Raw genomic sequence first — 19,281 nt, forward strand, 5'->3', positions numbered from 1 at the left:
CGCTACATACAAGTCTAGCACCGTTTGCAACGTGTAAATTCCTTAATACGGTTCGCCCGGCTTTTTTCTGCAAAATTCGGAAATCGGTGAAAACTAACATCCTTATGGCAACAATGTTAGGATGCTTAGTAGACGATAATGACGGTAACAAGCATGTTAGACAAAGTTTTAAGAATTGCCACCCGACAAAGCCCCCTCGCGCTGTGGCAGGCACATTATGTCAAAGACCGCCTGACGGCGTGTCACCCGGGGCTACAGGTTGAACTGGTTCCCATGGTCACCCGCGGCGATGTTATTCTTGATACTCCGCTGGCCAAAGTGGGCGGAAAAGGACTGTTTGTCAAAGAGCTGGAGCTGGCTCTGCTTGAACATCGCGCCGACATCGCCGTTCACTCAATGAAGGATGTGCCGGTCGAGTTCCCGCAGGGGCTTGGGCTGACCACCATCTGCGAACGCGAAGATCCGCGCGATGCGTTTGTCTCAAATCAGTACGCGTCCCTCGATGCGCTGCCTGCCGGCAGCATCGTTGGCACGTCAAGTTTACGCCGTCAGTGCCAGCTGGCCGCACAGCGTCCGGATCTCGTTATCCGCTCTCTGCGCGGCAACGTCGGCACGCGTCTGAGCAAGCTCGATAACGGCGACTACGACGCGATTATTCTGGCCGTCGCCGGCCTGAAGCGTCTCGGCCTGGAATCGCGTATCCGCCAGGCTCTGTCGCCGGAGCAGTCGCTGCCCGCCGTCGGCCAGGGCGCCGTCGGCATCGAGTGCCGCCTAGATGATGACGCCACGCGCGCCCTGCTGGCGCCGCTGAACCATCCGGAAACCGCCGTTCGCGTCGGCGCAGAGCGCGCGATGAACACCCGTCTGGAGGGCGGTTGCCAGGTGCCTATCGGTAGCTATGCTGAATTACAAGGCGGCGAGCTGTGGCTGCGCGCGCTGGTTGGCGCTCCGGACGGCAGCCGTATGGTGCGCGGAGAGCGCCGCGGCACGCCGGAAGAGGCTGAGCGTCTTGGCGTATCGCTGGCCGAAGAGCTGCTCGACAACGGCGCGCGCGAGATCCTCGCTGAGGTCTATAACGGAGAAGCACCGCAATGAGTATTCTGGTCACTCGCCCCTCTGAGCAAGGAGAAGAGCTGGTCCGCCGCCTGCAGGCGATGGGGCGAGAGGCCTGGAGCTTTCCGCTCATTGAATTTACCCCCGGCCGCGATCTTCCCGGGCTCGCGCAGGCGATGTCCGCGCTGGGCGCAGGCGATTTATTATTCGCGCTGTCGCAGCACGCCGTCGACTTCGCCCACGGGCAGCTGCAGCAGTCCGGCCTGCGCTGGCCGTCGCCGCCCGGCTACTTCGCCATCGGACGCACCACCGCGCTGGCGCTGCACACCGTCAGCGGCATCGACGTTCGCTATCCTTTGGATCGGGAAATCAGCGAAGTATTGCTACAATTACCTGAATTACAAAATATTACGGGCAAAAAGGCGCTGATTCTGCGCGGCAACGGCGGACGGGAGCTGCTGGGCGATACGCTGAGCGCCCGCGGCGCCGATGTGACGTTTTGTGAATGTTATCAACGAACTCCCCGACACTATGACGGCGCAGAAGAAGCCATGCGCTGGCAGTCGCGCGGGGTGACGACGCTGGTCACGACCAGCGGGGAAATGTTACAACAGCTCTGGTCGCTAATCCCCCCGTGGTATCGCGAACGCTGGCTGCTGGAGTGCAAAATGGTGGTCGTCAGCGAACGGCTCGCCCGTCTGGCCCGCGAGTTGGGCTGGAAGGATATTCAGGTGGCTGATAGCGCCGACAACGACGCGCTGCTGCGTGCTATACCCTAACGTATTCGGGTATGGATAACTCTCATAATTGGAAGCCATAATGACGGAACAAAAAGACAACTCCGCCGTGGTTGAAGAGACCAGGGAAGCCGTGGACACTTCGCCACAGCAGGAACATGCTGAGAAAAAGAACGGCAGCAATAAAACCAGCCTTGTCCTGAGCGCGGTCGCCATCGCGATTGCGCTGGCCGCGGGCGTCGGTCTGTATGGCCTGGTGAAACAGCAGGGCGTAAATCAAACCACCACCAACGACGCGCTGGTTAATCAGGTCACCGCCCTGCAAAAGGCGCAGGAAACGCAGAAAAGCGAACTGGAAGGCGTGATTAAGCAGCAGGCGGAGCAGCTCGCCGACGCCAAACGCCAGCAGGACGCCCTGAGCAAACAGCTCGGTGAGGTCCAGCAGAAAGTCGCCACCATTTCCGGCAGCGATGCCAAAACCTGGCTGCTCGCCCAGGCGGACTTCCTGGTCAAACTGGCCGGGCGCAAGCTGTGGAGCGATCAGGACGTCACCACCGCCGCCGCGCTGCTGAAAAGCGCCGACGCCAGCCTGGCGGACATGAACGATCCCAGCCTTATCAACGCCCGTCGCGCCATCACTGACGATATCGCCAGCCTGTCGGCGGTCTCCCAGGTGGATTACGACGGTATTATCCTGAAGGTCAATCAGCTGTCGAACCAGATTGATAATCTGCGTCTGGCGGACAACAACGACGATGACGCGCCGATGGATGCGGACAGCAGCGAGCTTTCAAGTTCCATTAGCGAATGGCGCGTGAACCTGCAAAAGAGCTGGCAGAACTTTATGGATAGCTTTATCACTATCCGCCGCCGCGATGAAACCGCCGTTCCCCTGCTGGCGCCGAATCAGGACGTCTACCTGCGCGAAAATATCCGCTCCCGCCTGCTGGTTGCGGCGCAGGCCGTTCCTCGCCATCAGGAAGAAACTTATAAACAGGCGCTGGATAACGTCTCCACCTGGGTGCGCGCCTACTACGACACCGAGGACGCCACCACGAAAGCCTTCCTGGATGAAGTGGATAAGCTCAGCCAGCAGAGCATCACCATGAACGTGCCGGAATCTCTGCAGAGCCAGCAAATTCTGGAAAAACTGATGCAGACCCGCGTGCGTAACCTGCTGGCACAGCCTGCGGCAGCGCCGACGGCCGCCGCACCGGCGCCTGCGCCATCTGAAGCGCCGGCCGCGCCGCAAGGAGAATGAGCATGTTGAAAGTATTGTTGCTCTTTGCACTGCTGATCGCCGGGATCGTCGTGGGCCCCATGATCGCGGGCCACCAGGGCTATGTGCTGATCCAGACCGACACCTATAACATTGAAACCAGCGTTACCGGCCTGGCGATCGTTATGATCCTCGCCATGGCCGTTCTTTTCGCTATCGAGTGGGTCTTACGCCGTCTCTTGCGTACCGGCGCCCACACCCGCGGCTGGTTTGTCGGCCGTAAGCGTCGTCGCGCGCGTAAGCAGACCGAACAGGCGCTGCTGAAGCTGGCGGAAGGCGACTATCAGCAGGTCGAGAAGCTGATGTCGAAAAATGCCGACCACGCCGAGCAGCCGGTGGTCAACTACCTGCTCGCCGCCGAAGCCGCGCAGCAGCGCGGTGACGAAGCGCGCGCCAACCAGCATCTGGAGCGCGCGGCGGAAATTGCCGGTAATGACCTGATCCCGGTCGAGATTACCCGCGTACGTCTGCAGCTGGCGCGTAATGAAAATCACGCGGCGCGCCACGGCGTCGATAAGCTGCTGGAGATAGCGCCGCGCCATCCGGAAGTGCTGCGTCTTGCCGAGCAGGCCTATACCCGCACTGGCGCCTGGAGCTCGCTTATCGATATCATCCCGTCAATGGGCAAAGCTAATGTTGTCGACGACGCCCAGCGCGCGGCGCTGGAGCAGCAGGCCTGGATTGGGCTGATGGATCAGGCGCAAGCCAACGACGGCAGCGAAGGACTGCGTAACTGGTGGAAAAACCAGAGCCGCAAAACGCGCCACGACGTCGCGCTGCAGGTCGCCATGGCGGAACATCTCATCGAGTGTGACGATCATGACACCGCGCAGCAGATCGTTATCGACGGCCTGAAGCGCCACTATGACGATCGCCTGCTGGCGCCCATTCCGCGTCTCAAAACCAACAATCCGGAGCAGCTGGAAAAAGTGCTGCGCCAGCAGCTCAAAACCGTGGGCGACCGCCCGCTGCTGTGGAGCACGCTTGGGCAATCGCTGATGAAACACGGCGAATGGCAGGAGGCGACCCTCGCCTTCCGCGCGGCGCTGAAACAGCGTCCCGACGCGTTTGATTATGCCTGGCTTGCCGATGCGCTGGACAGGCAGCACCAGCCGGAAGAAGCCGCCGCGATGCGCCGCGACGGTCTGCTGCTGACTCTGCAAAACAACCCACCCGCGTAACATGAAGGGGCCATAAGGGCCCCTTTCTTTTTTTATCTTCCCCTGCTAGGTTTATTTTTCACTTCGAATACGGATACTTACCCGCCAATGTAACGCTATCTCCAGCACCCCCATTGTTTTTCCATTACGCGCGCCGCGCGTGGGTATGTTATTGCTGGAGATAATCTCTCATGAATTTTTTGCTGTTCGCGCTGTTACGCGCGTTGCGCTGCTATGCCTGGCTGCGGCTGCTGGCGGCGGCATTTATCTGGTCGTCATTAGGCAATGGTCTGACGCAAGTTGTGGTGTTCGGCCAGCTTCTGCAGTGGCAGGCGTCCCCTGCGTTGCTCACCCTCGCCTGGCTTCTTGCCACGGTGCCAGGATTTATCGGCAGCCTGCTTGGGGAAACGCTGTGCCGCAGGGCTACGCCGCTGTCGGTGCTGATGGCGGCCGAAGCCGCCGGGATGCTGGCCCTGCTGATTCCCTGGTTCGGACTGCAGTATCAGAGCATCCCTGCGCTTTTGATGGTGCAATCCGTTGAGGCGCTGCTGGGCGGCATCACCTGGCCTGCGCTGGCGCTCATCTTCAAACACGGGTTGCGAAATGACGAGCTGCCAGCAGCTACCGCCATGGAGAGCCTGATTTTCGCTTCGCAGGTGCTGCTCGGCACGGGTATCGGCGTGCTGCTTTTCGGCCGTGTTTCGCCCTTTGCGCTGCTGGGCATTGATGCGTTGAGCTTTCTGCTCTCATTGGGATTGCTGTGGCTAGCCTGCAGACGGTTTCCGGAGGGCAAGGCATCGGCCGCCGCGGTGCCTGTAAACAGGGGGCTGGCATGGGCGACGCTCAGTACGGTACAAAAGCGTAGTCTGCTGCTGCTTCCCGCGCTGGCGGCGGTCGGCTCTCCGGCCATGGCGCTATTGCCCGCGCTGGCACAGCAGCTTAACCCCGGCGGGGCGGCCGGCCTCGCGCTGCCGCTGCTGTTCAGCCGCAGCCTGGGGCAGCTGTTTGGGCCTCTGCTGCTCAACGGCGATCGCCTGGCGGGATACGCAAAACGTAACCGGTTACTGCTCGGCTGTCTGCTGATTTTCCTCGGCGCCTATGGCACGCTTCCGTTGACCAGAGGTGCGGCAAGCGCCGCGCTGCTGCTTATCTTTATTGCGCACCTGGCCTCCAACGTCGTGTTCGCGCTCGGCACCTTCAGCGTACTGCACCACTTCTCCGCGGCAGAGGTTTCATCGGCCAGCGCCAGAACCGGACGCTGGCAAACCCTCAGCGCAGCCCTGGCCACCGGAATCACCGTACTGCTGACCGCACGGTTTGGCGCGATACAGACGCTCTATATGGTCTGCGCGACGACGTTCGCACTAGTCGCCCTGCTGCTGGCCCGCTACCGGGAATAACCCATAAAAAAACGCCTGCTCAAGAGCAGGCGTTAAAACAGGTCTGTTTTGACAACAAATGGTGCTTCACTCAACGTTATGTCCATGGTGTCTGATGAGGCCGAAGCGACATCTGTCAGTGGACGATAAGCACCGTAAACGGCTCTGCATCATTCCTGAGTTTATGAGGCCTGAAAGCGAACATAAGAGATGGAATGAGCATCTACCTGGTTATTATCGCACATTGGTTGCGCAGGTTGCACCCCTGAATCCAGGGATATTGTTGTTTTTAGGAATAAAGGCGATGTCGCTATCTGGCGACGAAAAAAACGGGGAGAAAACAAAAAACCCCGCCGAAGCGGGGTTCAAAATTGGTCGGCGAGAGAGGATTCGAACCTCCGACCCACTGGTCCCAAACCAGTTGCGCTACCAAGCTGCGCTACTCGCCGATGTACTGCTTTTTTGAATTTTTAGTTCAATTCTTTGAGCCGTGGTGCGAGGGGGGGGACTTGAACCCCCACGTCCGTAAGAACACTAACACCTGAAGCTAGCGCGTCTACCAATTCCGCCACCTTCGCATTTCACAACTCTAAATAATGGGGTGGCTAATGGGATTCGAACCCACGACAACTGGAATCACAATCCAGGGCTCTACCAACTGAGCTATAGCCACCACTGTATTCTTTCACGCGGCCCTGCCGACTTCGCAGACCACCGCAGCTCAAGCGCCGGGACAAAATGGCGCGCCCGACAGGATTCGAACCTGAGACCTCTGCCTCCGGAGGGCAGCGCTCTATCCAGCTGAGCTACGGGCGCTTAGCGCCGTTGCGGGGGTGGATAATACGGACGTCACGCCCCGCTGTCTAGTGCTTTTTTAAAGAAAATGCGTGTTTGGTTATGCTTTGCGCATTTTGTCGCTTATTCCTCCACCTTCTGGGTGACGGCATGGCGACCCAGGCCAAAAAGCTTGTATCCCGCCGTCACGGCAGCAAGGAAGATGACCCCGACAAACAGCGACATGCGGGTATCCTCATTAAAATACATCCCGACCAGAACGCAAAGCAGAAACGCCATCGTCAAATAGTTCGCCCACGGGAACAGCACGGAGCGGAACGGATGACTGGCGATCGCTTTTTTATGCGCCTGACGAAAACGCAGCTGGCTAATCAGGATAACGAACCACGGCACCATGCCCGGCAGCACGCTGGCGCTGTACACATACACGAACACGCGCTGCGGGTTCGGGATAATGTAGTTCAGGCATGAGCCCACCAGCAGAATGGCGATAGAGATAGCCACCCCGGCGACCGGTACGCCTGCGCGGGACACTTTGCCGACCGATGACGGGAGCTGGCGGTTCTTCGACAGCGCGTACAGCATACGCCCGCAGCTGTACATGCCGCTGTTGCAGCCGGAAAGCGCGGCCGTCAGCACCACAAAGTTGATGATCCCCGCCGCCGCGGTAATCCCGATTTTAGCAAACGTCAGGACGAACGGGCTGCCGTTGCTGCCAATCTCATTCCACGGGAAGATAGTGACGATGACGAAAATCGCGCCCACGTAGAAAATCAGGATACGCCACAGCACTTTGCCTACCGCGCTGCGCAGCGTGACCTGCGGGTTTTTCGCCTCACCGGCAGTGATGCCGATAAGCTCAACCCCCTGGTAAGACGCCACCACGATGCACAGCGCCGTCAGAAAGCCTTTCCAGCCGCCCGCGAAGAAGCCGCCGTGTTCCGTCAGATTGCTAAAGCCTATCGACTGACCGCCGTTGCCGAAGCCGAAGAAAATCACGCCCAGGCCAACGATGATCATCACGATAATGGTGGTGACTTTGATCATCGCGAACCAGAACTCGATTTCACCGTACAGGCGCACGGCGGCGAGGTTCGCGACGGCCACCAGCCCGACGGCGATCAGCGCGGGTATCCATTGCGCCATTTCCGGGAACCAGAACTGGACATAAACGCCAATCGCGGTAATTTCCGAAATGCCTACCGCCATCCACATAAACCAGTACGACCATGCGGTGAGGTAGCCAAAGAACGGGCTCATATAGCGGTGCGCGTACACGGCGAAGGAGCCGGTAACAGGCTCCAGGAACAGCATTTCGCCCATTGAACGCATGATGAAGAAGACGAACAGTCCGGCGATGATATACGCCAGCAGTACGGACGGCCCCGCCCATTTTAGCGTACTGGCGGAGCCCATAAACAGGCCGACGCCGATCGTACCGCCAAGGGCAATAAGTTCGATATGACGAGCTTCCAGCCCACGCTGAAGCTCTGGTTTTTTCTCTGCCATAAATCCTCGGTTGTGTTTGCTACAGTTCCGGTCTTTGCCGGTTATTGTTATGGGTATAGATGTTGCCATCGCAGTCCACGCGATACCGGTCGTCTGCGTTGACGACTGGCGCAAAAAGCGCCGCAGCGCTGCAATGAGTGGGCAAATGGTTTCTTAAAATCTATAAAATGGCAAACGATGCGTTAAAAAAATGAATGTATTGCACAAGAATGCAGCAGTTGTTGCAGGTAGGTTGCAGCGCAAATAGCATATTGCGCTGCAAAAAAGAAATTAAAGACGGCCGGTGTAGTGCCAGCCAAGGTAGCGTAACAGACGAACCTGGCGGGTAATACGGCTGGGCTGCGACACCAGACGGTACAGCCATTCGAGCCCCAGGTCCTGCCAGACTTTCGGCGCCCGCTTCACATGGCCGGTGAAGACGTCATAGGTGCCGCCCACGCCCATATACAGCGCCTGGGGATGGACCGCGCGGCAGTCGCGCATGAAGATTTCCTGCTTAGGCGAACCCATCGCCACGGTGATGATTTTCGCGCCGCTGTCGCGGATACGCTCAAACACCGCCTGCCGCTCCTGCGGTGTAAAAAAACCGTCCTGGCTGCCGACGAGATTGACGTTCCACTGCGCCCGCAGCTTTTGCGCGGTTTGCGCAAGCACCTCCGGTTTGCCGCCCACCAAAAATACCGGGGTGCCGTCAGCGCCGGCGCGCGCCATCAATGCCTCCCAGAGATCGGCTCCGGCGACGCGGGAAACATTAGCCTCAGGATACTTTTTACGCACCGAACGCACGACGCTTATCCCATCGGCGTATTTAAATTCCGCGGCGTCGATGAGCTGCCTGACTTCCGCATTATCTTCAATAGTCAGTATTTTTTCGGCGTTGATGGCGACCAGCGTGCCGTGTTTCATCGTGCCGCCCGCGCAAAGGTAGTCCAGCGCATGCTGCATATCCCGCCAGCCGATTAATCTCAGGCCACGCAGGTCATACAACGGCGCAGAAGTATTGTCAGTCATTATTATCCTTAGTCAGACTTGCGACAGCGTCCTTGAGGCCCCGGATTCCCGCTTGTGAACCAGCCCGGCGCTGTCGAGCAGCCAGTACAGCAGTTTGGCCATCAGCAGACAGAGGCCAAATATCACCAAAAAGAAGACCACGCGCGATACAAACGAATCCAGCCCTTCGCGCGCCAGAACAATCATATTGAAGATAGCGCCGAAGCAGAAACTGTGCAGAACCGCCGCCTTATAGCGATTCGTTTCCTGGTTACCTAAAGTATACAACCAGTCAAACCATTTAATGATAAGCCCTACCGTCACGGCGCCGAGGGGAATAAACCAGACGCCGCCCATCACCAGCAGCGAACCGATAAGCGTCGGTGAAATCGCCAGCCCGGAGTGGTTGTTAAGCACCTCCCAGGTGAAGTAGTTAGCGGTATTCAGCACCATCCCAGGACGGTCCGGCCACAGCCAGCCGGGAATAAAGACGTAGAAATCACGCACGATCGGCGCCAGCCCCTGAAAATCGATCTTGTCGTAATTTTGCAGCAGCAGCGCCAGGTTTTCCCAGGGCGAAAAGGTATCCCGCGTCAGGTACAGGAAGGTATAAAACGCCTCATCGCCGCTGACGTTAAGGCCATAGCGTTTTAGCGCCAGCCAGAACATGCCCACAATGCCCAGCACACCGGCCGCTGCCAGCATCCATAGCGAGATCCAGCCGCGGATAATGCCGATAAACAGAAAGATGGCGAAGGCGATAATAATGTTGGCGCGCGTGCCGCCGACAATGACGTAGGTCAGCAGGCCAAACGCCACGGTGCTCACAAGGAAAAACAGCCACGCCTTATAGTCCTGACGCAGAAAGTAAACCACCAGCATCGCCGGAATGAAAAAGTAGAAAAAGCGCTTAAGCGCCACGCCGGAGACGTCGCTGGAGAAGATCTGGCTGTAGGAGTGCAGCTTAAACAGCAGGAACCCGTTGCGCATAAAGAAAACGCTGACGCAGAGCAGCGCGATAAACGCCAGCATAAACCACATCAGGTTGGTTTCCACCCTGTTCATGGTAAACAGCGGGCGGCGGGCCGTTTGCCCGGACGCCGGGCGCAGCCGCGTTTTGTAGGCCACGTAGTAGACCGCGTAAAAGCAGACGGCGGAGAGCAGCGCCTGCAGCAAAATATCCGGCGGCGCGACCCCGACGTCAAAACGGAACACCAGCGTCATCGACAGCGGGAAGCCGAAAAAGAACGTCAATAAGAACAGCAGTGAAAAGAAGACGTTGAAGTTAAAACGCACGCGCCGGAACTCGAACCAGGTTAACGTCGCGATAAACAGCGACGCCAGCAGCCACACCGCAAACAGACCCGTAAACGCCATCAGGCTCATAATGCCTCTCCTGCCGCAACGCGCAGCGCGCGATGCCAGGGTCTCAGATAGTTCGGGCGGAAAAAAGCGATCTGGCTTTTATCCACACAGGCCAGCTGGCGCTGCGCTTCACGCACCACGGCTTCATTAAGCGTATCAGAAGTAAACAAAACGGGAATATGCTGCTCCACCATATCCTGCCAGAACGGGTTGTCGCGGTTGAGCACGCAGGGGATCCCCATCTGAATCAGCAGGCACAGCGTACCGATCCCCTGCTGGCGAGGGAACAGGAAATAGCCGAGGGAGCAGCGGCGCAGCAGCGCCAGATACGCCTCGAACGCCAGATTTTCGCTGAGGATTTGCAGGTTTTCCGGGGAAAATAGCGCCTGCGCGGCCTGGCGCACCTCGTTGATATACGCGTCGTTGTTCGCCGGATATCCCATCGGCACGACTACGGTAACGGTATCGCCAAACTGCTGATGAATCGCCTTCAGCGCGGCGATATGGTCATTGCTGCGATCGCCGGAATTGCCGACCAGAATGGTCATCTTACCGTCGCGATGGTCGGGCTGCGCCGCCGTATTCAGCGCCGGGTCCATCCGCGTCGGGAAATAGAGCAGTTCGCCGCGCACCTTCGGGTGCAGGCGGGCAAACAGGGTCAGATCGCCCCGGGTGGCGAAGACGCAGCCCGCCCGCCCCTGCGCCAGGCGGCGCAGCGGATAAAACAGGCGAAATTTCAGACCGCGGGAGACCTCGTAAAGATCCGCGCCCCAGATATGCCAGTTGAACTGTTCGGGTTTAATACCGCCCAGCAGCAGCGCCAGCCACAGGCCGGTATTGAACTGGCCGTGGAAGAAAAAACGCTGCGAGCGGTCGGCCTTCGCTTTGGCGATGACCGCCTGCGCCAGCGCCTTTTTGCTCTCCCAGAACGTTAAAGACAGCTGCGGATTCGCGGCGCCAAGTCCATTTTCCTTACCCACAACCATGAACTGCCGGGCGTGCTCGCCGGAGGCCGCCAGCTCATCATTAAAAAACCGCAGGACGGTGCGGTTGTGGTGCGGGATATCCGATCCCAGTACATGTATCAGTGCAGTCATGCCCGTTTACGCCAGATCAAAAACACGCCGCTACAGAGCGTGAAATAAACAATGTAGGTCGCCATATAGGCCTGCGCGGCGCCAACGGCGCCGTGCGCGGGGATAAGCCAGTGCGAAAACGCCGTCAGCAGCGCGAACTGGCTGATTTCAGTCAAAATATAGAAGCGCAGCGACGCTTTGGCGATAACCAGATAGCCATAAACGTAAGCGCCCACTTTCAGCACATCCCCAACTAGCTGCCAGGCGAAGAGGTCGCGCATGGCGGTAAATTTTGCGGTGAACAGCAGCCAGATGGCGAAATCGCGCAGCAGCCATACCGTCAGGCTGGCGGCCGCCACCGCGGGCAGGACAAACCTGAGCGATTTCGCAATCTCGCGGGTGATATCGGCTTTGGCGGTTAATCGCGACAGCGTGGGCAGCAAATAGACGCTGAACGAAGCGGTGATAAACTGCAGATAGGCGTCAGAGATACTGCTTACCCCCTGCCAGATCCCGACTTCATCCCAGCTGTAATGCGCCGCCAGCAGGTTTCGCATCATCACGTAGGCCACCGGCAGCGTCACGGAGGTCATCAGCGCCATCAGGGTAAATTTACCCAACTGGCCCGCAATCCAGCCGTCCCAGCGAAGCCTCAGGTACGCCCACGGAATCACCTTACGCTTCGCCAGCATCAGCGCCGCCGGAATCACCGTCAGCGCCGGCACCAGCGCCAGCCCGAGCAGCGCGCCTTCATAGCCGCCAAGACGGTAGCAGAGAAGATACGCCGCCACGCCGATAACGCTGCCGGCAATCAGCACCAGCGCGTTTCCCGACGCATCGCGAAATCCCTTCAGCAGCGCCAGCAGCAGGTTCGCCCAGGCGATCCCCATTTGCACCAGCGCCACCAGCCGCACCAGCCCCTGATAGTGGGTATGGCCGAACAGCCCCTGGCTGATGGGCGCCGCCGCCAGCACGAAGATCAGCGCCAGCAGGGTCGAAAAGCCAAGCACCATCGCCGACGCGGTTCCGACCACGCCGCGCAGGCGCTCCGGCGAGTCGTGGTACTGGGCGACGAACTTGGTGACGCCGTTGAAGATACCGGCCCCGGCCAGCACGCCGAGCACGGTGACCAGCTGACGGAAGTTACCCGCCTGGCCGACGCCCGCCGGACCAAATGAGACCGCCAGCAGTTTTACGACCAGCAGGCCAGCGCCAATTTTGACCAGCGTGGACGCAGCCGTCCACACTGAAGCTTTAGCCAGCGACATATCAGGAGAAATAGCTCAGCAGCGAATTGATTACCGTACGCTGGTTCACCGGCGACAGGTTATAGAACAGCGGCAGGCGAAGCAGGCGCTCACTTTCCTGCGTCGTGTAGCGGTCTTCGCCGTGGAAATGACCGAAGGTTGCCCCCGCCGGAGACGCATGCAGCGGGATATAGTGGAACACCGCCAGAATCTCCGCCTCTTTCAGCCAGTTAATCAGCGCACTGCGATCGTCGTTGTCGCGCAGCTTGATGTAGAACATATGGGCATTGTGCTCGCAGTCCGCCGGGATGGTCGGCAGCTCAATGCGCCCGGCATCCGCCAGCGGCTTCAGCGCCTGATAATAGGTATTCCACAGCGTCAGGCGCTGTTGGTTAATCCGGTCCGCGGCTTCCAGCTGCGCCCACAGGTATGCCGCCTGCAGATCCGCCATCAGATAGCTGGAGCCGATATCGCGCCAGGTGTATTTGTCGACCTGCCCGCGGAAGAACTGGCTGCGGTTGGTGCCTTTTTCACGGATCACTTCCGCACGCTCCACCAGCGCGCGATCGTTAATCAGCGTCGCGCCGCCTTCGCCGCCCGCGGTGTAGTTTTTGGTCTCGTGGAAGCTATAGCAGCCGATGTGGCCGATGGTGCCCAGCGCTCGCCCTTTGTAAGTCGACATGACGCCCTGCGCGGCATCTTCCACCACAAACAGGTTGTGCTTATCGGCGATCGCCATAATGGCGTCCATATCGCAGGCCACGCCCGCGTAGTGTACCGGCACAATGACCCGGGTTTTGTCGGTGATCGCCGCTTCAATCAGCGTTTCATCGATGTTCATGGTATCGCGGCGAATGTCGACAAACACAATCTTCGCCCCGCGCAGAACAAACGCATTGGCGGTGGAAACAAAGGTGTAGCTCGGCATGATCACTTCATCGCCGGGCTGAATGTTCAGTAGCAGCGCCGCCATTTCCAGCGAGGCGGTACAGGACGGCGTCAGCAGCACCTTGGCGCTGCCGAAGCGTTGCTCCATCCACTGCTGGCAGCGGCGCGTAAACCCGCCGTCGCCGCAGAGCTTGCCGCTGCCCATGGCAGACTGCATATAGTCGAGTTCGGTGCCTACCACCGGCGGTGCGTTAAAGGGGATCATTATGTCACCTGTATAGCCAGTAAGCGGTGCTGACGATATTCGCCCCGCTTTGAATGTAACGTTTAAGCGCCGCGGTGTTGCCCATCTGGGTCGCCACGCGCAGCGTCGAAAGCCCTCGCCGGTGCGCCCAGCCCGTCGCCGCATTCATCAGCGCTTCGCCCGCGCCGCGCCCGGCCAGCAGACCGATACGCGCCTCGCCGGACGCCAGCTGCCGCATCGACACAAAAGCGGCGATATCGCCCGTCGCATCGCGAAACACCAGGCACTCATTATCAAAGGTGCCGCGTACCGCATTTTCAATCCACTGTGCGTAGAAACGCCCGCTGGCGTCATCGGCATACCATGGCGCGCGAAAACGGCTTAGCGCAAAGGCCCGGGCGGCAAGCTCGCGCAGCCGCGGAATATCCCGCTCCGTCGCCACCTCCGCCCGCGTGTCGCCGCGCTCCCTGACCGGCAAAGCCAGATCGGCTTCCCCCTCGACCAGCTGAAACCCGAGATGCTGGAGCGCATCAAGCAGCGCCACCTGCGAGGCGGCGATTTTGGCCTGCACCCGGCCCCAGGGCGCCAGCGCCTCGGGTGTTACCGCCGGGGCATGCTCGGCGAAACGCAGGATGCTGCTGTTAATCGCAAAGAACTGGTTTTCCCAGCTCAGTGGTTCAATCGTTGCGTGAATATGCATGACGTCGCTCCGGCGAAAACGCTGTTGTTCAACGCCATACTCCCTTGGTATCGACAATGAACGCCTGCTCTACGCGGCTTCCGCTGACGGCCTTAAACTCTTTATGGTCCACCAGCATGACCAGCACATCGGCTGAGCGCAGCGCTTCTTCTAGAGAAACGAACGCGCACAGCCCCTCCAGTTTTGCCGGCAGGCGGTGAACGTTAGGTTCGACCACCTGAGTCGTCCCGCTGTGCCAGCGCGCAATCTGCTCGGCAATTTCCATCGCCGGGCTTTCGCGTAAATCGTCAATGTTAGGCTTAAAGGACAGGCCGAAGCAGGCGATGGTCAGCTCGCTGGCCCGCTTGCCGCTGGCCGTCAGGCTGTCCGCCACGGCGGATTTCACCTGGTTAATCACCCAGTGCGGCTTATGATCGTTCACCTCGCGCGCGGTGCGAATCAGCTGCGCCTGCTCAGGGTTTTGCGCCACGATAAACCACGGGTCGACCGCGATGCAGTGGCCGCCGACGCCCGGGCCTGGCTGCAGAATGTTGACGCGCGGGTGGCGGTTGGCGAGGCGAATCAGCTCCCACACGTTAATGCCCTGATCGGCGCAAATCAGCGACAGCTCATTGGCAAACGCGATATTGACGTCGCGAAAGCTGTTTTCCGTGAGCTTGCACATTTCCGCCGTACGCGCGTTGGTGATAACGCATTCGCCTTCCAGAAAAATGTTATACAGCTCGCTGGCACGCGCCGAGCAGGCGGGCGTCATGCCGCCAATGACCCGATCGTTCTTAATGAGTTCGACCATCACCTGACCCGGCAGAACGCGCTCCGGGCAGTAGGCGATATTCACATCGGCCTGCTCCCCTGCCTGCTGCGGGAACGTCAGGTCCGGACGGATTTCCGCCAGCCATTGCGCCATCTGCTCCGTTGCGCCAACCGGCGACGTGGATTCGAGGATCACCAGCGCGCCCTTTTTCAGTACCGGCGCTATCGATTTTGCGGCAGCTTCAACGTAAACCATATCCGGTTCGTGATTGCCCTTAAACGGCGTCGGTACGGCAATCAGCCATGCATCCGCTTCAACCGGCGTGGTGCTGGCGGTCAAATACCCGCCGGTCACCGCGGCTTTCACCGCCTTATCAAGCTCCGGTTCAACAATATGGATTTCACCACGGTTAATGGTGTCTACCGCGTGCTGATTGATATCTACACCCACCACCTGTTTATGCCGTGATGCGAACGCTACCGCGGTTGGCAGCCCGATGTAGCCCAGGCCAATCACAGAGATGGTCGAAAAACTCATAACGTTACCTGATTATTTTTAAGTGCTGACAAAATGCGTGCGCAGGCCAGTCCGTCGCCATAAGGGTTATGGGCGCGGCTCATCGCCTGGTATTCCTTGTCGTCGCGAAGTAAACGCGTTACTTCGTCAACAATGCGTTGCGTATCGGTACCCACCAGCCGTACCGTCCCGGCATCGATGGCCTCCGGACGCTCGGTGGTCTCGCGCATCACCAGAACCGGCTTGCCGAGCGACGGCGCCTCTTCCTGGATGCCGCCGGAGTCGGTGAGGATAAGCCAGGCGTGGTTCATCAGCCAGACAAACGGCAGATAGTCCTGCGGCTCAATCAGAATCACGTTATCCACATGGCCCAGAATACGGTTCACCGGTTCGCTGACGTTCGGGTTGAGATGCACCGGGTAGACGACCTGTACATCAGGATGGGTCGTGGCGAGCGTCGCCAGCGCCTGGCAAATATGCTCAAAGCCGCTGCCGAAACTTTCCCGACGGTGGCCGGTGACCAGAATCGTCTTTTTACCGTTATTGAGAAACGGATAGCGCACCGCCATCTCTGCACGCTGCGATGCCTCGCTCAGCACGCTGTCGCGCACCCAGAACAGCGCGTCGATGACCGTATTGCCGGTGACCACAATCCGCTGTTCCGGGATGTTTTCCCGCAGCAGGTTGTCACGCGAGGTGGTCGTCGGCGCAAAGTGCCACGCCGCCAGGTGCCCCGTGAGCGTACGGTTAGCCTCTTCCGGCCAGGGCGAGTAGAGGTTGCCGGTACGTAAACCCGCCTCAACGTGGCCGACCGGAATACGCTGATAAAACGCCGCCAGGCTTGCCGCCATGGTCGTGGTGGTATCGCCATGAACCAGAACAACGTCCGGCTGGAAGGACTCCAGCACCGGTTTAAGCCCCTGCAGGATCTTGCAGGTAATTTCCGTCAGCCCCTGGCCTGGGCTCATGATGTTGAGATCATAGTCCGGCACAATGGCAAACAGCTTCAACACCTGATCGAGCATCTCCCGATGCTGCGCGGTTACGCATACTTTTGCCTCAAAGTGAGGATCCTTTGCTAACGCATGAACCAGAGGCGCCATTTTGATGGCCTCTGGCCGAGTGCCAAATACGGTAAGTACTTTCACATCGCTTCTCTTCGATTAGATGATAAAGGCAAACGCCCCCTCATCATGGGGAATACACTAGTACTCACGGCGACGTGCCAACGCGACGCCGGCGCCAATGAGCCCACCCACAATGCCCCACATCACCATCAGGAACGTACGGCGAGGGCTGTCGCGTTTTACAGGTTCCTCAGGGGTACGCAAATAGCGATAGGTCTGAAAACGCGGGTCCAGCGTCGGCCCCACGTTCAGCGTCGTCAGCATGGCGCGGTTTTGATCGTAATCGAGGTCAAACGCCGGCCCTACTGCCTGCAGATTTTCCAGCCGCGCCTGTAGCATAGGCCGCCCTAACAGGAAAAGCTCAGAATCCGGTAACTCTTCGGCGGGCACATCGGTCGCGCTGCGCGACAGATTGTGCTGCTGCGCGACCTTCAGCGCTTCCTCAACGCTGTGCACCCGACGGTTAAAAATCGCCTGCGCTACCGCCTCCTGGCGTTTCACCTGTGCCTTCAGCTGGGTCGTGCGCGCCGCCCATGCGCCCTTCAGCTCTTCGTTAAGATGGCCCGCAGCGCGCTGGCTGGCGAACGCCACGTATTGACGCAGCAGGTTATTCGCATCCGGCGCGGTCTCCGCCACCAGCTTCACGCTGTCGCTGACGCTTTTCGCCGCATCGCCTGGGGTGTACAGAATATCGCTTATCAGCTCATCCAGCAGCGCCGCATCCGCTCTTGCATTTCCCGACATACGCTGCTTGTAGTAATCCGTTTGCAGCCAGAAGTCGCGGCGGGTATCCCATGACGCCAGCTGCATGATGAACTCCTTGTAGGCCTCGTCCATCACCGTTGGCGGCTCGGCGGCGGCCTGGTTAATTTTGTTATCCAGATTACGGATGAACTGCTGCTGGGAATAATATCCCCCTAGCATGTTGACCGTCGGACGGTCGGTAATTGCCGTCGCGCTCCACTCCTGGCGGGCGAAAAAGGTATAGACGAGCACCACCAGCGCAAACAGCAGCGCCATCCCCACTATCCAGCGTTTTCCCGCCCATAACGTACGAAACAGACCGCGAATATCCAGCTCATTTTCAGCGTTTGCTGAGTGTGCATCCGGTAATGGTTGAGTCATCGTTCTTCCAGTTTTACTTGGTTAATTTTGGCGTCTTACCGCTGTTTCGGCGAATTCTGCGCTTCAGGCGTTTGATAAACCGCGCCACTTTCCATGCGCGTTTAATGCAGTATCCGTACAGGAAAAAGGCAAAGAAAAACAGGATCAGCATGACCCATTCAGGAATAACGTGCGTATATTCACCGGCCACGCCAATTCCCGCCAGCAGCGCAGCCGCCAGCGTAATCAGCACAAACGCCTGGCGGGAAGTAAACCCGGCGCGCATGATCAGATGATGAATGTGCTGGCGGTCCGGCGAGAAGGGGCTCATGCCTTTGCGCAGACGGCGGAACATAATCGCCACCATGTCCATCAGCGGAATCGCGATGATCCACAGCGCGGTGACCGGGCTTATCGGGTGCGTTACGCCCTGGGTGGTTTCCATCAGGATCCAGATGACCGTAAAGCCAATAAGCGTACTGCCGGCATCGCCCATAAACACCTTATAGCGACGGCCAAGCACGCCGAGATTAAGCATAATATAGGGAACGATGGCGGCGATCATGGCAAAACACCACATCGCGAGATTGCTCTGACCGTCGAACCACAGGATGATCCCCATGGCGGCGAATGAGACGCAGGAGAGCCCGCCCAGCAGGCCATCAATGCCGTCGACCATGTTGAACGCGTTAATCGCGGCCCACACGGCGAACAGCGTCAGGAAATAGCCAAACGGCCCCAGAACCAGCTCCCACGAGCCGAAAATATAGCCGAGGCTGCTGAGGTACAGTTTGCCGACGACCATCATCACGATACCGACGACCGCCTGAACGGCGGCGCGAATTTTCACGCTGATATCGTAGCGATCGTCGAGCGCCCCGACCAGCACCAGGACGCCGGCGCAGGAGAGATACAGCGCGGCGTGAGGGATGTAGTGATCGATAATACCGAAGGTGAAGCATATCCCGGCGTAAACGGAGATCCCTCCCACCAGCGGAATCATCCCCTGATGGCGTTTACGGTAGTTGGGTTTATCCACTAAACCCACCTTTTTAGCCGCTTTACGTGCAAAAAAAAGGAATAAGGTTGTGAATAGAAAAATACTGATCAGATCAGCACCCGCTGTCAGTAAATTCACAATTCGTGCTCTCTGCGAAAATTAATAGCGAAAGTATACTCACGAAAGCGCTTCTCCTGAAGAGGAATACAGGGGAGAAATAGGTGGATTTATCTGTTTCTTAATCAGAAAACGCCATGGCCGCTTGCGTTGTGCAAAATTTAGCACCGTGCTTCTTTCGTTATTACATTCACATCACGTATGAAATAAACGAAAACGCCACGCAGAAAGGTGCGTGGCG

16 protein-coding genes and 4 tRNA genes are annotated in these 19,281 nt (G+C 58.7%); 5 read left to right on the forward strand and 15 right to left on the reverse strand.

Going from position 1 to position 19,281, the window contains the following annotated elements; all coding sequences use genetic code 11:
- Positions 1-153: 153 nt before the first annotated feature.
- The 5 genes from hemC (at position 154) to ENTCL_RS21215 (ending at position 5,629) form a co-directional block, all read left to right on the forward strand.
- Positions 154-1,095 (forward strand): hydroxymethylbilane synthase, encoded by a 942-nt coding sequence (hemC, locus tag ENTCL_RS21195; RefSeq protein WP_044612036.1) that lies wholly within the window; start codon positions 154-156, stop codon positions 1,093-1,095.
- Positions 1,092-1,832: a uroporphyrinogen-III synthase gene (gene hemD / locus ENTCL_RS21200; protein ID WP_013368176.1), complete on the forward strand. Its 741-nt coding sequence runs from the start codon at positions 1,092-1,094 to the stop codon at positions 1,830-1,832. Before hemC ends, hemD begins: the two co-directional genes overlap by 4 nt.
- Before the next feature lie 40 nt (positions 1,833-1,872).
- Complete coding sequence (hemX, locus tag ENTCL_RS21205) at positions 1,873-3,051, forward strand: uroporphyrinogen-III C-methyltransferase (RefSeq protein ID WP_013368177.1); 1,179 nt, start codon at positions 1,873-1,875, stop codon at positions 3,049-3,051.
- 2 nt (positions 3,052-3,053) lie between these two features.
- Entirely contained in the window at positions 3,054-4,250 is a 1,197-nt protein-coding gene (gene hemY / locus ENTCL_RS21210; protein WP_013368178.1) for a protoheme IX biogenesis protein HemY, read from the forward strand.
- Positions 4,251-4,420: 170 nt separating this feature from the next.
- On the forward strand, positions 4,421-5,629 hold the full coding sequence (locus ENTCL_RS21215; protein ID WP_013368179.1) for an MFS transporter: 1,209 nt from the start codon (positions 4,421-4,423) through the stop codon (positions 5,627-5,629).
- A 351-nt stretch (positions 5,630-5,980) separates the two neighbouring features.
- Here the strand turns inward: ENTCL_RS21215 and ENTCL_RS21220 are convergent.
- The 15 genes from ENTCL_RS21220 to wecA all read right to left on the reverse strand — a co-directional run bounded on the left by ENTCL_RS21220 (position 5,981) and on the right by wecA (position 19,061).
- Positions 5,981-6,057: transfer RNA gene (locus ENTCL_RS21220), tRNA-Pro, on the reverse strand.
- 42 nt (positions 6,058-6,099) lie between these two features.
- Positions 6,100-6,186: transfer RNA gene (locus ENTCL_RS21225), tRNA-Leu, on the reverse strand.
- Positions 6,187-6,205: 19 nt separating this feature from the next.
- Positions 6,206-6,281 (reverse strand) — tRNA-His (locus tag ENTCL_RS21230).
- Between the two features lie 66 nt (positions 6,282-6,347).
- A tRNA-Arg gene (locus ENTCL_RS21235) sits at positions 6,348-6,424 on the reverse strand.
- A gap of 102 nt (positions 6,425-6,526) precedes the next feature.
- Positions 6,527-7,912, reverse strand: coding sequence for a bifunctional threonine/serine APC transporter ThrP (thrP, locus tag ENTCL_RS21240; RefSeq protein WP_013368180.1), 1,386 nt, complete (start codon positions 7,910-7,912; stop codon positions 6,527-6,529).
- A gap of 270 nt (positions 7,913-8,182) precedes the next feature.
- Positions 8,183-8,923, reverse strand: coding sequence for a lipopolysaccharide N-acetylmannosaminouronosyltransferase (gene wecG, locus ENTCL_RS21245; RefSeq protein WP_013368181.1), 741 nt, complete (start codon positions 8,921-8,923; stop codon positions 8,183-8,185).
- A 12-nt stretch (positions 8,924-8,935) separates the two neighbouring features.
- Positions 8,936-10,288, reverse strand: a complete 1,353-nt coding sequence (gene wzyE / locus ENTCL_RS21250; protein WP_013368182.1) for an ECA oligosaccharide polymerase — start codon at positions 10,286-10,288, stop codon at positions 8,936-8,938.
- The gene (locus ENTCL_RS21255) at positions 10,285-11,364 is read right to left on the reverse strand and encodes a TDP-N-acetylfucosamine:lipid II N-acetylfucosaminyltransferase (protein ID WP_013368183.1); all 1,080 of its coding nucleotides are present in this window, start codon (positions 11,362-11,364) and stop codon (positions 10,285-10,287) included. Before ENTCL_RS21255 ends, wzyE begins: the two co-directional genes overlap by 4 nt.
- Positions 11,361-12,611, reverse strand: a complete 1,251-nt coding sequence (gene wzxE, locus ENTCL_RS21260; RefSeq protein ID WP_013368184.1) for a lipid III flippase WzxE — start codon at positions 12,609-12,611, stop codon at positions 11,361-11,363. The genes ENTCL_RS21255 and wzxE overlap by 4 nt, the downstream gene beginning before the upstream one ends.
- A gap of 1 nt (position 12,612) precedes the next feature.
- Entirely contained in the window at positions 12,613-13,743 is a 1,131-nt protein-coding gene (gene rffA / locus ENTCL_RS21265) for a dTDP-4-amino-4,6-dideoxygalactose transaminase (RefSeq protein ID WP_013368185.1), read from the reverse strand.
- Between the two features lie 4 nt (positions 13,744-13,747).
- Complete coding sequence (gene rffC, locus ENTCL_RS21270) at positions 13,748-14,422, reverse strand: dTDP-4-amino-4,6-dideoxy-D-galactose acyltransferase (RefSeq protein ID WP_013368186.1); 675 nt, start codon at positions 14,420-14,422, stop codon at positions 13,748-13,750.
- A gap of 28 nt (positions 14,423-14,450) precedes the next feature.
- Positions 14,451-15,713: a UDP-N-acetyl-D-mannosamine dehydrogenase gene (gene wecC, locus ENTCL_RS21275; RefSeq protein WP_013368187.1), complete on the reverse strand. Its 1,263-nt coding sequence runs from the start codon at positions 15,711-15,713 to the stop codon at positions 14,451-14,453.
- Entirely contained in the window at positions 15,710-16,840 is a 1,131-nt protein-coding gene (wecB, locus tag ENTCL_RS21280) for a non-hydrolyzing UDP-N-acetylglucosamine 2-epimerase (protein WP_071841435.1), read from the reverse strand. The genes wecC and wecB overlap by 4 nt, the downstream gene beginning before the upstream one ends.
- Positions 16,841-16,897: 57 nt before the next feature.
- Complete coding sequence (gene wzzE, locus ENTCL_RS21285; protein ID WP_013368189.1) at positions 16,898-17,944, reverse strand: ECA polysaccharide chain length modulation protein; 1,047 nt, start codon at positions 17,942-17,944, stop codon at positions 16,898-16,900.
- 13 nt (positions 17,945-17,957) lie between these two features.
- On the reverse strand, positions 17,958-19,061 hold the full coding sequence (gene wecA, locus ENTCL_RS21290; protein ID WP_013368190.1) for a UDP-N-acetylglucosamine--undecaprenyl-phosphate N-acetylglucosaminephosphotransferase: 1,104 nt from the start codon (positions 19,059-19,061) through the stop codon (positions 17,958-17,960).
- Positions 19,062-19,281 lie beyond the last annotated feature (220 nt).

The sequence above is a fragment of the [Enterobacter] lignolyticus SCF1 genome (genome assembly GCF_000164865.1).
Lineage (GTDB): Bacteria > Pseudomonadota > Gammaproteobacteria > Enterobacterales > Enterobacteriaceae > Enterobacter_B > Enterobacter_B lignolyticus.

Coding starts and splice junctions, on each gene's coding strand:
- hemD (WP_013368176.1), top strand. CDS start 1,092: ATGAGTATTCTGGTCACTCGCCCCTCTGAGCAAGGAGAAGAGCTGGTC.
- rffC (WP_013368186.1), bottom strand. CDS start 14,422: ATGCATATTCACGCAACGATTGAACCACTGAGCTGGGAAAACCAGTTC.
- rffA (WP_013368185.1), bottom strand. CDS start 13,743: ATGATCCCCTTTAACGCACCGCCGGTGGTAGGCACCGAACTCGACTAT.
- wzyE (WP_013368182.1), bottom strand. CDS start 10,288: ATGAGCCTGATGGCGTTTACGGGTCTGTTTGCGGTGTGGCTGCTGGCG.
- wzxE (WP_013368184.1), bottom strand. CDS start 12,611: ATGTCGCTGGCTAAAGCTTCAGTGTGGACGGCTGCGTCCACGCTGGTC.
- ENTCL_RS21255 (WP_013368183.1), bottom strand. CDS start 11,364: ATGACTGCACTGATACATGTACTGGGATCGGATATCCCGCACCACAAC.
- thrP (WP_013368180.1), bottom strand. CDS start 7,912: ATGGCAGAGAAAAAACCAGAGCTTCAGCGTGGGCTGGAAGCTCGTCAT.
- ENTCL_RS21215 (WP_013368179.1), top strand. CDS start 4,421: ATGAATTTTTTGCTGTTCGCGCTGTTACGCGCGTTGCGCTGCTATGCC.
- wecC (WP_013368187.1), bottom strand. CDS start 15,713: ATGAGTTTTTCGACCATCTCTGTGATTGGCCTGGGCTACATCGGGCTG.
- hemY (WP_013368178.1), top strand. CDS start 3,054: ATGTTGAAAGTATTGTTGCTCTTTGCACTGCTGATCGCCGGGATCGTC.
- hemX (WP_013368177.1), top strand. CDS start 1,873: ATGACGGAACAAAAAGACAACTCCGCCGTGGTTGAAGAGACCAGGGAA.
- wzzE (WP_013368189.1), bottom strand. CDS start 17,944: ATGACTCAACCATTACCGGATGCACACTCAGCAAACGCTGAAAATGAG.
- wecG (WP_013368181.1), bottom strand. CDS start 8,923: ATGACTGACAATACTTCTGCGCCGTTGTATGACCTGCGTGGCCTGAGA.
- hemC (WP_044612036.1), top strand. CDS start 154: ATGTTAGACAAAGTTTTAAGAATTGCCACCCGACAAAGCCCCCTCGCG.